The sequence below is a fragment of the Nonomuraea sp. NPDC049649 genome (assembly GCF_040675175.1).
In the GTDB taxonomy this organism is placed as follows: domain Bacteria; phylum Actinomycetota; class Actinomycetes; order Streptosporangiales; family Streptosporangiaceae; genus Nonomuraea.
The window spans coordinates 105,866-119,711 of sequence record NZ_JBFAOH010000005.1 but is presented as its reverse complement, the minus strand read 5'-3'; the positions used below and the strand labels follow the sequence as shown (position 1 = coordinate 119,711).

The window sequence follows — 13,846 nt, the reverse complement described above, 5'->3', positions numbered from 1 at the left end:
GCAGGAGGCCCCCCATGCAGGTCAAGAAGGTGCTCACGTACGCACTGGTCGCGTTCGTGGTCTTCTACCTGTTCACCCGGCCGGCCGACGCCGCCGCCGCGGTCAACGGTGTATTCGACGGAATCATCAACGGAGCCAATCAGCTCGCTGTCTTCTTTACCAACGTCTTGACCTGATAGTCGATCCTGTCTGCGGTTGACGCTTCCCCGCGCCGCCGAGACATGTTACGCAGGCAGGATGACAGATCGTCCAGGCGCCACCACGCTTCATCAGCCCGACCCCGCGGTCAGGCGCATCCTTGAGCGAGCGGAGCTCGAGGGCGTGGAGCTGATCCGCTTTCTCTACGCCGACCACGGCGGCGTCACCCGCGGGAAGGCCGCTTCGCGGTCCCGGCTGGCGGAGCGGCTCACCTCGGGCATCGGGCACACGGTGGCCATGATGGCGATGAACATGCTCGACCAGTTGCAGGAGGTCGAGCAGCTGGGTCCGGTCGGCGAGGTGCGCATCGTCCCCGACCCCTCCACCTATGTCACTCTCCCCTACGCGCCCGGCGCCGCCGCGATGCTCTCCGATCTGCGCCGGCAGGACGGCTCGGCCTGGGAGGCCTGCCCGCGCTCCTTCCTCAAGGACGCGGTGGCCGCGCTCGCGGCGGAGGGCTACCTGCTGCTGGCGGCGTTCGAGCCGGAGTTCACGCTCGGCCGCCGGGTTCCCGACCCGTCCGGCGGTCCCGACCGGCTGGTCCCGCTGGACGACTCGCTCTGCTACGCGGGCACCGGCTTCGACACCGCCCACGACTTCACGATCAAGCTGATCCGCGCCCTGGAGACGCAGGGGCTGCGGGTGGAGCACTGCCATCCCGAGCTCGGCCCCGGCCAGCAGGAGATGTCGGTGCGGCACGCGCCCGCGCTGCGCGCCGCCGACAACCACGTGCTCTACCGCGAGACCGTGCGCGGGGTGGCGATGCGCATGGCGATGTGGGCCTCGCTCGCTCCCAAGCCGCTGGCCGACCAGGCGGGCAACGGCGCCCACCTGCACCTGTCGCTCTGGCGCGACGGCGCGAACGTGTTCGCCGAGGAAGGCGGCGACGTGCGCGCCTGGTTCATCGGCGGCCTGCTCGCCCACCTGCCCGCGCTGACCGCGCTCACCTGCGGCAGCGTCAACAGCTTCCGCCGCCTGGCGCCCCGCATGTGGGCGAGCGCGTACGCGGTGTACGGGCCCGACAACAGGGAGGCGGCGGTCCGGGTCTGCTCCCCGCTGGGCGAGCTGGGCGAGCCCAACCTGGAGCTGAAGCCGTCCGACTCCTCCGCCAACCCCTACCTGTCGCTCGGCGCGGTCATCCACGCCGGGCTCGACGGCATCCGCCGCAGGCTCGACCCGGGCGAGCCGGTGGACGTCGACCCCGACACCCGGCCCGGCCGCTACCCGCGCCTGCCCGCGTCGCTGGAGGAGGCGCTGGACGCGCTGGAGGCGGACGAGGTGCTGATGGAGGCGCTGGGCCCGCTGCGGCGCGACGCCTACCTGGCGGTCAAGCGCTCGGAGGCGGCCGCGTTCGCCGGGCGGGACGCCGCCTACGAGTGCTTCCAGCACGTCCGCGCGTTTTAGCCGTTACCGGACGGGGTGGCCCGCCTGGCGCAGGGTCTCCTTCACGTCGGCGATCTTCAGCGTGCCGAAGTGGAACACGCTGGCGGCCAGCACCGCGTCCGCGCCGGCCGCCACGGCGGGCGGGAAGTGCTCCAGCCGTCCGGCGCCGCCGCTGGCGATCACCGGCACCCGCACCGCGGCCCGGACCGCCCGGAGCATCTCCAGGTCGTAGCCGTCGAGGGTGCCGTCGCCGTCCATCGAGTTGAGCAGGATCTCACCCACGCCCAGCTCCTCGCCCCGGGCCGCCCACTCCACCGCGTCGATGCCGGTGCCGCGCCGGCCGCCGTGGGTGGTGACCTCGAAGCCGCTCGGCGTGCCCGGGGCCCGGCGGGCGTCCACCGACAGCACCACGCACTGGGCGCCGAACCGGCGCGACGCCTCGGTCAGCAGCTCCGGCCGGGCGATCGCGGCGGTGTTGAGCGAGACCTTGTCGGCGCCCGCGCGCAGCAGCCGGTCGACGTCGTCGACGGACCGGACGCCGCCGCCCACGGTGAGCGGGATGAACACCTGCTCGGCCGTCCTGCGCACCACGTCCAGCATGGTCTCGCGCTCCCCGGAGGAGGCGGTGATGTCGAGGAAGGTGAGCTCGTCGGCGCCTTCCTCGTTGTAGCGCCTGGCCAGTTCGACCGGGTCGCCGGCGTCGCGCAGGTTCTCGAAGTTGACGCCCTTGACCACCCGGCCGGCGTCGACGTCCAGGCAGGGGATCACCCTGACGGCTACGGTCATGCTCTCTGTGCCTCTATCTCGATCTCTACCAGCATCCTGGGGTCGACCAGGCCGGCCACCCGCACTCCCGTGCAGGCCGGGCGGACGGTGCCGAACACCTCCGCGATCGCCTTGCCGACCAGGTCGAAGTGGCGCTGCTCCACCACGTAGTAACGCACCATGACCACGTCGTCCCGGGACAGCCCGCCCTTGGCCACGGCCTCCAGCGCGATCTCCATCGCGGTGAGCGCCTGACGGTAGGGGTCGCCCACGTGGCGCACCTCGCCGTCGAGGGTGGAGGTGCAGCCCGAGACGATGACCCGGTTGCCGGCGACGACTGCTCGTGCGTATCCGTACTTCTCCTCCCAGATGCCGCCCGAGAACACCCGCATGCCGGCGTTTTCCATGCTCATGGCGCTCATCACGCCCCCTCCCGACGGGGATCTAACTCCGGACCGTGGCCAGTGCGCTCTCCAGCGTGAACGCCTGTGCGTACAGGGCTCTTCCCACGATCGCCCCTTCCACGCCGTCGGGCACGAGAGAAGCGAGTGCGGCCAGGTCGTCGAGGGAGGAGATGCCGCCGCTGGCCACGACCGGCCGGTCGGTACGGGCGCAGACCTGCTTGAGCAGCTCCAGGTTGGGGCCCTTGAGGGTGCCGTCCTTGGTGACGTCGGTGACCACGTAGCGGGGGCAGCCGTCGGCCTCCAGCCGGTCGAGGACCTCCCACAGGTCGCCGGCGTCCTGGGTCCAGCCGCGGGAGGCGAGGGTGGTGCCGCGGACGTCCAGGCCCACGGCGATCTTGTCGCCGTGCTCGGCGATGATCTTGCGGCACCACTCGGGGTTCTCCAGCGCGGCGGTGCCGATGTTGACCCGGCGGCAGCCGGTGGCCAGCGCGGCGGCAAGCGACTCGTCGTCGCGGATGCCGCCCGACAACTCGACGTTCACGTCCAGGCGGCCGATCATCTCGGTGATCAGCTCGCGGTTGGAGCCGCGGCCGAAGGCCGCGTCCAGGTCGACCAGGTGGATCCACTCCGCGCCCGCCTCCTGCCAGGCCAGCGCGGCGGCCAGCGGCTCGCCGTAGCCGGTCTCGGTCCCGGCCTCACCCTGGACGAGCCGTACGGCCTGGCCGTACGCGACGTCCACGGCGGGGAGCAAAACGAGCGACATCAGGTCCTCCGGTCGAATGCGAGAGTCATCAGTACGGGCATCAGAAGAATCGAGAAGACGAGCACGCCGGCGCTCACCACCGGCGACGCCCACAGCAGCCAGGCCGCCGCCTGCGTGAGGACGAAGCCGAGCGCGGCCAGGGCGTTGCGGGTGCGGCGGCGGCGGGCCAGCAGCCCGCCCTGCCGCGCCACCCGGACCGGGCGCGGCGCCAGGGCGGTCAGCGCCGCCCGGCGGCGGGCGGCGCGGGCCTGCCGTTCCTCGTTGCGGCGGGCGGCCCGGGCCCGCGCGGCCTCGCGCTCGGCGCGGCGGCGCGCCCGCTCCTTACTCAAGGGTGCCGAGCCAGTTGCTCAGCAGCGCGGCGCCGGCGTCGCCGGACTTCTCCGGGTGGAACTGGGTGGCCATGAGCGGGCCGTTCTCGACCGCGGCCACGAACGGCACGCCGTGCTCGGCCCAGGTGACCACCGGTTCGGCGAAGCCCTCGCCGGGGCGCAGCTCCCACTCGCGCACCCCGTAGGAGTGGACGAAGTAGAAGCGGGTGTCGGGGGCGAGGCCGGCGAAGAGCACGCTGCCCGCCGGGGCCTTGACGGTGTTCCAGCCCATGTGGGGCAGCACCGGCGCGTCGAGCCGCTCGACGGTGCCGGGCCACTCGGCGCAGCCGCCGGTCTCGGTGCCGTGCTCGACGCCGCGGGCGAACAGGATCTGCATGCCGACGCAGATGCCCAGCACCGGCCGGCCGCCGGACAACCGCCTGCCGATGATCTGGTCGCCGCGCACGCTCTTGAGACCGGCCATGCACGCGGCGAACGCGCCGACGCCCGGCACCACCAGGCCGTCGCACTCGGCCGCGGTCTCGAAGTCGGACGTGACGGTCACGCGGGCGCCCGCCCTGGCGAGCGCCCGCTCCGCCGAGCGCAAGTTGCCGGAGCCGTAGTCGAGCACGACGACGTTCTTGCTCACCACCACATCACCCCGGCGAACAGCGCCATCGCCGCGCCCAGGCCGCACACCGCGGCCCCGGTCTTCATCCCCTGCCTGATCAGCGAGATCACGCCCCCGGCCAGGAACAGGGAGAGGAAGACCATGACGACGGCGATCACGTTATCGGTCATAGCACGCCCTTGGTGCTGGGCACCCCTGTCGTCCGCGGGTCGGGCTCGGCCGCCGCGCGCAGCGCCCGGGCCAGGGCCTTGAACTGCGCCTCCACGATGTGGTGGGCGTTGCGGCCGTACGGGACGCGCACGTGCAGGCAGATGGCCGCCTGGGCGACGAGCGACTCCAGGATGTGGCGCGTCATCGTCGTGTCGTAATCGGGGCCGATCATCGGGGCCATGCCCTCCGGCTCCGAGTGGACCAGGTAGGGGCGGCCGGACAGGTCGACGGTGACCTCGGCGAGCGCCTCGTCCAGCGGGCATGACGCGCTGCCGAACCGCCGGATGCCCGCCTTGTCGCCCAGCGCCTCGCGGAGCGCGGCGCCCAGCGCGAGCGAGGTGTCCTCGATCGTGTGGTGGGAGTCGATGTGCAGGTCGCCCTCGGTCTTGACGGTCAGGTCGATCAGCCCGTGCTTGCCGATCTGCGCCAGCATGTGGTCGAAGAAGCCGACCCCGGTGGACACGTCCACGGCGCCCGTGCCGTCGAGGTTGATCTCGACCAGGACGGACGTCTCCTTCGTCGAACGCTCGACGCGGCCTACGCGGCTCACAGAACCCCCTCCAAAGCGGCGCGGAACGCCGCCATCTCCTCGCTGGTGCCGATCGACACCCGCAACCATTCCGGCGGGCCCACCTCGCGGATGAGCACGCCCCTCGCCAGCAGCCCCTCCCACACCGCGCGCCGGTCGGGGAACCGCCCGAACAGCACGAAGTTGGCGTCGGAGTCGGCGACCCGCAGCCCCTTGGACCGCAGCCACTCGACCGTGGCGTCGCGCTCGCGCCGGAGCGCGTCGACGGTGCCCAGCAGCTCCTCGCGGTGCCGCAGCGCCACCAGCGCCGCCGTCTGGGTGAGCGTCGACAAATGGTACGGCAACCGCACCAGCAGCAGCGCCTCGACCACGGCCGGGTGGGCGGCCAGGTAGCCCAGGCGGGTGCCGGCCATCGCGAACGCCTTGGACATCGTGCGGCTGACGATCAGCCGCGGGTAGCGGGGCAGCAGCGTGAGCGCCGACGGCGTGCCCTCGCGGGCGAACTCGAAGTAGGCCTCGTCGACGACGACCATGCCGGGCGCCGCGTCCAGGATCGCCTCGATCGTCTCCAGCGGCAGGGCCGTGCCGGTCGGGTTGTTGGGCGAGGTCACGAACACCACGTCGGGCCGGTGCTCGCCGATGGCCGCCGTGACCTTGCCCGGGTCGAGCGAGAAGTCGTCCTCGCGGGAGGCGTGGATCCACTCGGTGCCGGTGCCGGTCGTGATGATCGGGTGCATCGAGTACGACGGCTCGAAGCCGAGCGCGCTGCGGCCGGGGCCGCCGAAGGCCTGGAGGATCTGCTGGATGACCTCGTTGGAGCCGTTGGCCGCCCACACCTGCTCGGTGGTCAGGCCGTGGCCCAGGTAGGCGGCCAGCTCGGTGCGGAGCTCGACGGCGTCCCTGTCGGGGTAGCGGTTGAGCTCGCCGGCGACCCCGCCGACAGCCTTCGCCAGGTCGGCGACCAGGGCGGGGGACGGCGGGTGCGGGTTCTCGTTGGTGTTGAGCCGGACCGGGACGTCGATCTGCGGCGCGCCGTAGGGGCTCTTGCCGCGCAGGTCGTCGCGGATGGGCAGGTCGGCGAGGTTCATGACGGCACCTGCCAGTCGAATCGGGCGCGGATCGCCGCGCCGTGGGCGGGCAGGTCTTCGGCGTCGGCCAGCACCGACACGTGCGCGGCGGCCTCGGCCAGCGCCTCGCGGGTGTAGTCGACGACGTGGATGCCGCGCAGGAAGGTCTGCACCGACAGGCCGCCGGAGTGGCAGGCGCAGCCCCCGGTCGGCAGCACGTGGTTGGAGCCGGCGAGGTAGTCGCCCAGTGAGACCGGAGCGTACGGGCCGATGAAGATCGCCCCGGCGTTCCGCACCCGGGCGGCGACCGCGGCGGCGTCGGCGGTCTGGATCTCCAGGTGCTCGGCGGCGTAGGCGTCGACCACCTTCAGCCCGGCCTCCAGGTCGTCGACCAGCACGATCGCGGACTGGCGGCCGCCGAGCGCCTCGGTGATGCGCTCGCTGTGCTTGGTCGCGGCCACCTGGGCGGGCAGCTCCTTCTCCACGCCCTCGGCCAGCTCCTCGCTGTCGGTGACCAGGACGGCGGCGGCGATGACGTCGTGCTCGGCCTGGCTGATCAGGTCGGCGGCGACGTGGACCGGGTCGGCGGTGGCGTCGGCCAGGATCGCGATCTCGGTCGGGCCGGCCTCGCTGTCGATGCCGATGCGGCCCTTGAGCAGCCGCTTGGCCGCGGCCACCCAGATGTTGCCGGGGCCGGTGACCATGGTGGCGGGCGGGCACTCCTCGGTGCCGTAGGCGAACATGGCCACGGCCTGGGCGCCGCCGACGGCGTAGACCTCGTCGACGCCGAGCAGCGCGCACGCGGCCAGGATCGAGGGGTGCGGCAGGCCGCCGAACTCCCGCTGGGCGGGGCTGGTAACGGCCAGCGAGGGCACCCCGGCCTCCTGGGCCGGGACGACGTTCATCACCACCGACGACGGGTAGACGGCGCGGCCGCCGGGCACGTAGAGGCCCACGCGGTCGACGGGCACCCACCGCTCGGTGACGGTGCCGCCGGGCACCACCTGGGTGGTGACGTCGGCGCGGCGCTGGTCGCGGTGGACCAGCCGGGCGCGGCGGATGGACTCCTCCAGCGCGGCCCGTACCTTCGGGTCCAGCTCGGCGAGGGCCGTGGCGATCGCCTCGGCGGGCACCCGCGCGGAGGAGATCTCGACACCGTCGAACTTCGCGGTCAGCTCCCGTACGGCCGCCGCCCCGCGATGGCGCACGTCCTCACAGATGGGCCGCACCTTCTCCAGGGCGGCCTCGACGTCGAGCTCGGCGCGGGGCAGCACGTCGCGCAGGTCGGGCGGCAGGGACCCGCGCATGTCGATCCGGGAAATCACGCTTCCAGTCTACGGAGTCCCACCCCTGGATCCGCTTCTGTCCACCATGCGGACATCCCGGGCGAGCCGCGGGTGTGAGCCGGGGGCCGTGAGGCTGAGGCGGGGAGCACAGCCTCACGGCCGCTCGCCCTGGCCCGGGCCGGGTGCCAGGGCGATGGTGCCGTGGCGGTGGGACCACGGCTCAGGAGAGCTCGGCGGCGATGCTTCCCCCGTCCGCGGGGAACTAACACACCTGTCCTTTGACGAGGCTTTTCACCGGCCCGATGGGCTTTATGCGTACTTTGTTATTACTTGTACTTTACGCGTTTCTTTGTACGATTCCGGCATGGCGATCTGGCGGGGCCCCGAAGGCATCGTCGTCGAGGTCATCGTGCTCGACGACCAGCCTGTCCTGCGCATCTCCCAGGACGTCGGCGGCCGACTCTACCTCCAGGGATACTGCGCCAGCGTCACCGAGCTGGCCCAGCACGGCATCGACCTCGCCCAGCTCGTCGAGGACGGCCGCGCACCCGCTTGACCGGACCGCCGCAGGGGTATGCCACAGATCATGGCGCCGCTGCCCACCTACGCGCCGATGCTGGCCCAGCCCGGCTCGCTGCCCTCCGCCGACCAGGACGAATGGGCCGTCGAGATGAAATGGGACGGCGTCCGCGCCCTCGCCTACCTCGCCGACGGCACCGTGCGGCTGATGTCGCGCAACGCCAAGGACATCACCGCCGCCTATCCCGAGCTCCAGCTCATGGCCGACGCCACCGGGCGCCGCCAGGCCGTCGTCGACGGCGAGATCGTCGCCTTCGACGAGGCCGGCCGCCCCAGCTTCGGGGCGCTCCAGCCGCGCATGCACCAGCGCGACCCGATCGGCGTCGCCGAGCTCGCCCGCGCCGTCCCGGTCACGTTCATGGCCTTCGACCTGCTCCACCTCGGCGACGACCCGCTCATCAAGCTCCCCTACACCGAGCGGCGCGACCTGCTGGAGGACGTCTTCACCCCCGGCTACCGCTGGCAGGTGCCCGTCCGCTTCCACGACCACGCCGAGGAGGCGTTCGCCTCCTCCCGCCGCCTCGGCCTCGAAGGCGTCGTCTGCAAGCGGCTCACCTCCCCCTACCGCCCCGGCCGGCGCACCGCCGAGTGGACCAAGGTCAAGAACGTCAGCGCCGCCGAGGTCGTCATCGGCGGGTGGAAGCCCGGCGCCGGGCGCCGCTCCGGCACCATCGGCTCGCTGCTGCTCGGCTCGTACGACGACGCCGGCCGCCTGCTGTTCATCGGGCACGTCGGCACCGGCTTCACCGAGGCCATGCTCCGCGACCTGCACCGGCGCCTGGCCCCGCTGGAGCGGCCCGACCCGCCCTTCGACGAGCCGGTGCCGCGCGAGCACGCCCGCGGCGCCCACTGGGTGGAGCCCGTCGTGGTCGGCGAGGTCCAGTACGCCGAGATCACCGGCGACCACCGGCTGCGCCACCCGTCCTGGCGGGGCCTGCGCCCCGACCGGCATCCCGGCGAGGTCCGTCACAGCGGCCCCGGCTCCCCCGGCGGCGCCTCCGCGGCCGGCTGAGCTCAGCCCTCGTGCGCCACGGCGGGCCTGGACGGCTCCGTCAGCGTGCGCGACAGCAGCCAGGCCGGCAGCGCGACCAGCGCCAGGCAGCCCAGCGCCACCCGGAGCGAGGCCGTCTGGGCCACCCAGCCGACCAGCGGGCTGGCCAGCCCGCCCGCGCTCACCGCCAGCCCCAGCGTCACCCCGCCCGCCGTGCCCACCCGCCGCGGCAGGTAGTCCTGGCCCAGCGTCACATGCAGCGAGAACGGGGCGTACAGGGTGATCGCCGCCGCCGCGACACACACGTACATCAGCGGCCCCGGCGCCAGCACCACCCCGGCCACCGCCGGGACGCTCGCCGCGTACGCCGCCCGCATCGCCCGCACCCGTCCAGACCGCGCCGCCAGCCTGCCGCCCAGCACGGTCCCTGCCGCCCCGCCCGCGAACAGCACGAACAGCGCCACCGCCCCCGCCGCCCCGCCCCCCGCGTACAGGGCCACGAAGGCGCTCAGCCCGACGTACACCACCGACCGCAGCACGATCACCAGCGTCAGCCGGGTGAACGACGGCCAGTCGTCCCGCCCCTCCCCCGCCACCGCCGTCCCGCGCGCCGCCCCGCCGCCCGACAGCGCCCTGATCACCGGCAGCGTCAGCAGGGCCCCCGCCACCCCCGGCACCACCAGCCACGGCGAAGCGCCCAGCCCGCCCGCGGCCAGCAGCGGCGTCACCAGCACCGGCGCCGACGCGAATCCCAGCGTCCCGCCCAGCGAGAACCAGCTCATCCGCACGTGGCTGCCCGCGGCGGCGATCCTCGCCAGCCGCGCCGACTCCGGGTGGTACGCCGCCACGCCCAGCCCCGACAGCGCCACCGCCAGCAAGGTCAGCGTGTACGAGTCCGTCACACCGCTCAGCGCCACCCCGAGCCCCGCCGTCACCATGCTGACCGGGATCAGCCACGGCATCCGCCACCGGTCCGCCAGCGCCCCGAACACCGGCTGCACCACCGACGACAGCAGCGTGGCGGCCAGCACCACCCCCGACACCGCCACGTACCCGTAACCGCGCTCGGCCACCAGGAACGGCACCATCGCGGGCACCGCCCCCTGGTAGACGTCCACCCCGGCATGACCGGCCGCCAGCATCCCCACCCTGTTCGCCCGCACGTCCCCGATCCTCACCGGCGGGCCCGGTGGCGCGCTTCCGATAGAGTGCCAATCGAGCCGGAAATCCGCCACCTGCCGCAGGCGCCCACCGGGCTGCGCCCCCTGGCGCCCGGCGGCGGCATCGACGCCCACCGCCACGACACCCACCAGATCGTCTACGCCCGCCACGGCGTGCTCTCCGTCACCACCGGCGCCGGCACCTGGGTCGCCCCCGCCAGCCGGGCCCTGTGGATCCCGGCCGGCACCGTCCACGAGCACCGCGCCCACGGCGCCACCGAGGTGCGGCTGATCGGCCTCACCGCCAACCCCCTCGGCCTCGGCCGGCCCGCCGTCCTCGCCGTCGCCCCGCTGCTCCGCGAGCTGATCATCGCGTACACGGACGAGCCGGAACCCGGCGACGACGCCGAGCGGGAGCGGCTGCTGACCGTACTCCTGGACCGGCTGCGGCGCGCGCCGGAGCAGGCGCTGCACCTGCCGACGCCGCGCGACCCGCGCCTGGCGGCCGTGTGCGCGGCGCTGCACGCCGACCCGGCCGACCCGCGGACGCTGGCCCGGCACGCCGCCGCCGCGGGCACCAGCGACCGGACGCTGGCCAGGCTCTGCCGGGCCGAGCTGGGCATGACGTTCCCGCAGTGGCGCACGCAGCTCCGGCTCCACCGCGCGCTGCTGCTCCTGGCCGAGGGCGGCAGCGTCACGCGGGTGGCGCACCGGTGCGGCTGGTCGTCGGCGAGCGCGTTCATCGACGCGTTCCGGCGGGTGTTCGGGTACACCCCCGGCCGCGCCTTTACAGTGTAGATTTCGCTAGAATCGGCTCGTGGGCAAGTCGAAGAGCAAGGGCGGCACCCCCGCCACCGTCGCCCTGGAGAAGGCCGGGGCGGCGTTCACGCTCCACCCGTACGAGCACGACCCGGCCGCGCAGGCCTACGGCGAGGAGGCCGCCGACGCGCTCGGCGTCCCCCACGAGCGGATCTTCAAGACGCTGGTGGCCGAGACCGAGGGCGGCCTGGCCGTCGCGGTGGTGCCGGTGGCCGGCAAACTCGACCTCAAGGCGCTGGCCGCGGCGCTCGGCGGCAAGCGCGCGGCGATGGCCGACACCGCCAAGGCGGAGCGGGTGACGGGCTACGTGGCAGGCGGCATCAGCCCGCTCGGGCAGCGCAAGCGGCTGCCGACCGTGGTCGACTCCTCGGCGCTGGACCACGAGACGGTCTTCTTCTCGGCCGGCAAGCGCGGGCTGCAGATCGAGGCCGCCCCGGCCGCCCTCATCGAGCTGACCGGGGCCGTGACGGCGCCCATCGGCAAGCCGGCCTGACGCCTCACCAGTCGCGCGGCGGGTGCCGCCGCTGGCCGAGCAGCCATTCGATCATCTGCCGCTGGCGCTTGGCGATCGGGCGGTGCCTGCCGTCACGGCCGTTCCGGCCGCGGGCCCGGCGCTCCCCCGACTCCTCCTCTTCCTCCTCCAGGCCCGGCGTGTGACCGCCGCCGAAGCGCGACATGTCGGGGCGGTGGAAGCCCTTGGCCTCCTCGTCCCGCAGCGCCCGCCGGATCGAGTCCACCCAGATCGGGCCGGGCAGCGAGGCGCCCTGCACCGAGCCGTAGTACCGCCCGCCGATCTGCACGTTCGTCAGCGGATGCCGGTAGGAGCCGCGGATGTCGCCGACGCTGACCGCGGCGGCGAGCTGCGGCGTGTACCCGGCGAACCAGGCCGAGGTGTAGCCGTCGGTGGTGCCGGTCTTGCCCGCGGCGGGCCTGCCCGGATGCTGGCCGCGCATCGTGCCCTTGTCGAAGACGCCGGTCAGCACGTGGCTGACCGCGTCGGCGACGGGCTGCTCGAGCGCCCGGCGGCAGTCCGGCTTCACGCGGGTGCGCTGGTCGTGCCGGTCGACGATCTCCACGATGGCGAGCGGCCGGCAGTACTTGCCGCGGGCCGCGAACGCGGCGAACGAGGCGGCCACCGTGAGCGGGTCCATCTCGTTGACGCCGAGGGTGAACGTCGGCACCTGGCGCAGCGGCTTGCCGTCGGCCCTGCGGACGCCGAGCTTCCTGGCGGTCTTGACCACGTCGCAGAGGCCGACCTTGCGCTCCAGCATCATGTAGAAGATGTTGACCGACTTCCAGGTGCCGGTCTCCAGGCTGTGCGGGCCGCCCTCGCCCTCGCCGCTGGCGTTGAGCACCCGCGCCGACGGGTCGTTGACCGGGTTGCCCGCGCAGTCGCGGTAACCCTGGGAGGGCACCAGCGACCCCGGGGTGTCGAACCCGTCGCCGAACCGCCAGCCCTCCTTGAGCGCCGTGGCCAGCGTGAACACCTTGAACGTGGAGCCCGCCTGGAGCCCCTGCCCGCCGCCGTGCCGGGCGTCGGCGACCAGGTTGTAGGTGGTGCTCGGGCCGCCCTTCTTGCCCGGGCCGACCTTCTTGCTGGCGGCCATCGCCCGGATCCAGCCGGTGCCCGGCTCCACCATCGCCTCGGCGGCCACCTCGGTGTCCTCGGGGTTCACCCGCTCCCGGATGGCCCGCTCGGCGGCCCGCTGCGCCCTGCGGTCCAGGCTGGTCCTGATCACCAGCCCGCCGCGCTGCATGCGTGCCCGCCGCACCGCCGCCGTGCTGCCGAAGGCCTCGTTCGTCAGCAGCTCGCGGTGGACGTACATGCAGAAGTACGGGTGCTCGCTCTGCGAGCAGCCGCCCGGCTCGGGCCGGAGCCGCAGCCCGAGCGGGCTCGCCTTGGCGGCCGACGCCCGCGCCTTGGTGATCAGCTTCAGCCCCGCCATCCGGTCGAGTACCAGGTCGCGGCGTTGTTTCAGCCGCTCGCGCTGGGCGTCGCCGATCGACGGGTCGGTCGCGTACGGGGTACGCACCGCCCCGGCCAGGGTGGCCGCCTGGGTCAGGGTCAGGTCGGCGGCCGTGGTGGAGAAGAACCGCCTGGCCGCCGCCTCGACGCCGTGCGCGCCGGCGCCGAAGTAGGCGATGTTCAGGTACTTCTCCAGGATCTGGTCCTTGCGGTACTTGCGTTCCAGGGCCAGCGCCAGCCGCAGCTCGTGGATCTTGCGGGACAGGTTGGGGGCGCGGGCCCGGTTCCGTTCCGCGTCGGTCTTGGCGTTCTCCACCAGGATGTTCTTCACCAGCTGCTGGGTGAGCGAGGAGCCGCCCTGGCGGATGGATCCCGCCCGGGTGTTGGCGATGAGCGCGCGCAGCGTGCCGATGACGTCCATGCCGCCGTGCTCGTAGAACCGGGCGTCCTCGATCGCCACGATCGCCTGCCGCATCACGGGGGCGACCTGCGCCAGCCGCACCGTGGTCCGGTTGGCCTGGTAGAACTGGGCGAACGTGCGCCCGCTGGTGTCCACCAGCCGCGTCACCTCGTTGAGCGGCTCCTCGCGGGGGGCCGGCGGCAGGTCGACGAACAGGTCGGCGGCGTCCTTCGCGGCCAGCCCCCCGCCGGCGACCACGGGCGCGGCCATCGCCGCGACCAGCACTCCGCTGAGGGCGCCCACCAGGCCGAGCGTGGCGATGGATGTGCGGACAGTCACGACGTTGATGTACGACCGTCCGATCCCCGGCAAACGCCCGGTTCCTGA

At 73.4% G+C, this 13,846-nt stretch carries 17 protein-coding genes; 6 read left to right on the top strand and 11 right to left on the bottom strand.

The features are described 5' to 3' along the window. Positions 1–14: 14 nt before the first annotated feature. On the top strand, positions 15–176 hold the full coding sequence (locus AB0J42_RS09425; RefSeq protein WP_364290724.1) for a hypothetical protein: 162 nt from the start codon (positions 15–17) through the stop codon (positions 174–176). A 61-nt stretch (positions 177–237) separates the two neighbouring features. Further along, positions 238–1,602, top strand: a complete 1,365-nt coding sequence (locus AB0J42_RS09420) for a glutamine synthetase family protein (RefSeq protein ID WP_364290722.1) — start codon at positions 238–240, stop codon at positions 1,600–1,602. Positions 1,603–1,605: 3 nt separating this feature from the next. Here AB0J42_RS09420 and hisF read toward each other — a convergent pair whose 3' ends face one another. From hisF to hisD, 9 genes are read right to left on the bottom strand one after another with little or no spacing between them, the layout of a single operon-like run. Continuing rightward, complete coding sequence (gene hisF / locus AB0J42_RS09415) at positions 1,606–2,367, bottom strand: imidazole glycerol phosphate synthase subunit HisF (RefSeq protein ID WP_364290720.1); 762 nt, start codon at positions 2,365–2,367, stop codon at positions 1,606–1,608. Beyond that, complete coding sequence (locus AB0J42_RS09410; protein WP_364290717.1) at positions 2,364–2,759, bottom strand: Rid family hydrolase; 396 nt, start codon at positions 2,757–2,759, stop codon at positions 2,364–2,366. Before AB0J42_RS09410 ends, hisF begins: the two co-directional genes overlap by 4 nt. A 31-nt stretch (positions 2,760–2,790) precedes the next feature. Further along, positions 2,791–3,513, bottom strand: a complete 723-nt coding sequence (priA, locus tag AB0J42_RS09405) for a bifunctional 1-(5-phosphoribosyl)-5-((5-phosphoribosylamino)methylideneamino)imidazole-4-carboxamide isomerase/phosphoribosylanthranilate isomerase PriA (protein ID WP_364290715.1) — start codon at positions 3,511–3,513, stop codon at positions 2,791–2,793. Further along, a complete protein-coding gene (locus AB0J42_RS09400) occupies positions 3,513–3,842 on the bottom strand; it encodes a hypothetical protein (protein ID WP_364290713.1) in 330 nt (109 codons plus the stop codon). Before AB0J42_RS09400 ends, priA begins: the two co-directional genes overlap by 1 nt. Then, positions 3,835–4,470 (bottom strand): imidazole glycerol phosphate synthase subunit HisH, encoded by a 636-nt coding sequence (gene hisH, locus AB0J42_RS09395; protein ID WP_364290711.1) that lies wholly within the window; start codon positions 4,468–4,470, stop codon positions 3,835–3,837. Before hisH ends, AB0J42_RS09400 begins: the two co-directional genes overlap by 8 nt. Continuing rightward, on the bottom strand, positions 4,467–4,622 hold the full coding sequence (locus AB0J42_RS09390) for a hypothetical protein (RefSeq protein ID WP_364290709.1): 156 nt from the start codon (positions 4,620–4,622) through the stop codon (positions 4,467–4,469). The genes hisH and AB0J42_RS09390 overlap by 4 nt, the downstream gene beginning before the upstream one ends. Continuing rightward, a complete protein-coding gene (gene hisB, locus AB0J42_RS09385) occupies positions 4,619–5,212 on the bottom strand; it encodes an imidazoleglycerol-phosphate dehydratase HisB (RefSeq protein ID WP_364290707.1) in 594 nt (197 codons plus the stop codon). The genes AB0J42_RS09390 and hisB overlap by 4 nt, the downstream gene beginning before the upstream one ends. Beyond that, positions 5,209–6,279: a histidinol-phosphate transaminase gene (locus tag AB0J42_RS09380; RefSeq protein WP_364290705.1), complete on the bottom strand. Its 1,071-nt coding sequence runs from the start codon at positions 6,277–6,279 to the stop codon at positions 5,209–5,211. The genes hisB and AB0J42_RS09380 overlap by 4 nt, the downstream gene beginning before the upstream one ends. Beyond that, a complete protein-coding gene (gene hisD / locus AB0J42_RS09375; protein ID WP_364290703.1) occupies positions 6,276–7,583 on the bottom strand; it encodes a histidinol dehydrogenase in 1,308 nt (435 codons plus the stop codon). The genes AB0J42_RS09380 and hisD overlap by 4 nt, the downstream gene beginning before the upstream one ends. Positions 7,584–7,908: 325 nt before the next feature. Between hisD and AB0J42_RS09370 the strand changes: the two genes are divergently transcribed. Together AB0J42_RS09370 and ligD are read left to right on the top strand one after the other, a co-directional pair. Next, the gene (locus tag AB0J42_RS09370; protein WP_364290701.1) at positions 7,909–8,100 is read left to right on the top strand and encodes a hypothetical protein; all 192 of its coding nucleotides are present in this window, start codon (positions 7,909–7,911) and stop codon (positions 8,098–8,100) included. Positions 8,101–8,130: 30 nt separating this feature from the next. Then, positions 8,131–9,135, top strand: a complete 1,005-nt coding sequence (gene ligD, locus AB0J42_RS09365) for a non-homologous end-joining DNA ligase (protein WP_364290699.1) — start codon at positions 8,131–8,133, stop codon at positions 9,133–9,135. A 2-nt stretch (positions 9,136–9,137) separates the two neighbouring features. Here the strand turns inward: ligD and AB0J42_RS09360 are convergent, their stop codons facing one another. Beyond that, positions 9,138–10,277: an MFS transporter gene (locus AB0J42_RS09360; protein WP_364290697.1), complete on the bottom strand. Its 1,140-nt coding sequence runs from the start codon at positions 10,275–10,277 to the stop codon at positions 9,138–9,140. Between the two features lie 45 nt (positions 10,278–10,322). Between AB0J42_RS09360 and AB0J42_RS09355 the strand changes: the two genes are divergently transcribed. After that, positions 10,323–11,072 (top strand): helix-turn-helix transcriptional regulator, encoded by a 750-nt coding sequence (locus tag AB0J42_RS09355; RefSeq protein ID WP_364290695.1) that lies wholly within the window; start codon positions 10,323–10,325, stop codon positions 11,070–11,072. Between the two features lie 19 nt (positions 11,073–11,091). Then, positions 11,092–11,586 carry a Cys-tRNA(Pro) deacylase gene (gene ybaK, locus AB0J42_RS09350; protein WP_364290693.1) on the top strand — a complete coding sequence of 165 codons (495 nt, stop codon included), beginning with the start codon at positions 11,092–11,094 and terminating at the stop codon, positions 11,584–11,586. A 4-nt stretch (positions 11,587–11,590) separates the two neighbouring features. Here the strand turns inward: ybaK and AB0J42_RS09345 are convergent, their stop codons facing one another. Continuing rightward, on the bottom strand, positions 11,591–13,798 hold the full coding sequence (locus AB0J42_RS09345; protein ID WP_364290691.1) for a transglycosylase domain-containing protein: 2,208 nt from the start codon (positions 13,796–13,798) through the stop codon (positions 11,591–11,593). Positions 13,799–13,846 lie beyond the last annotated feature (48 nt).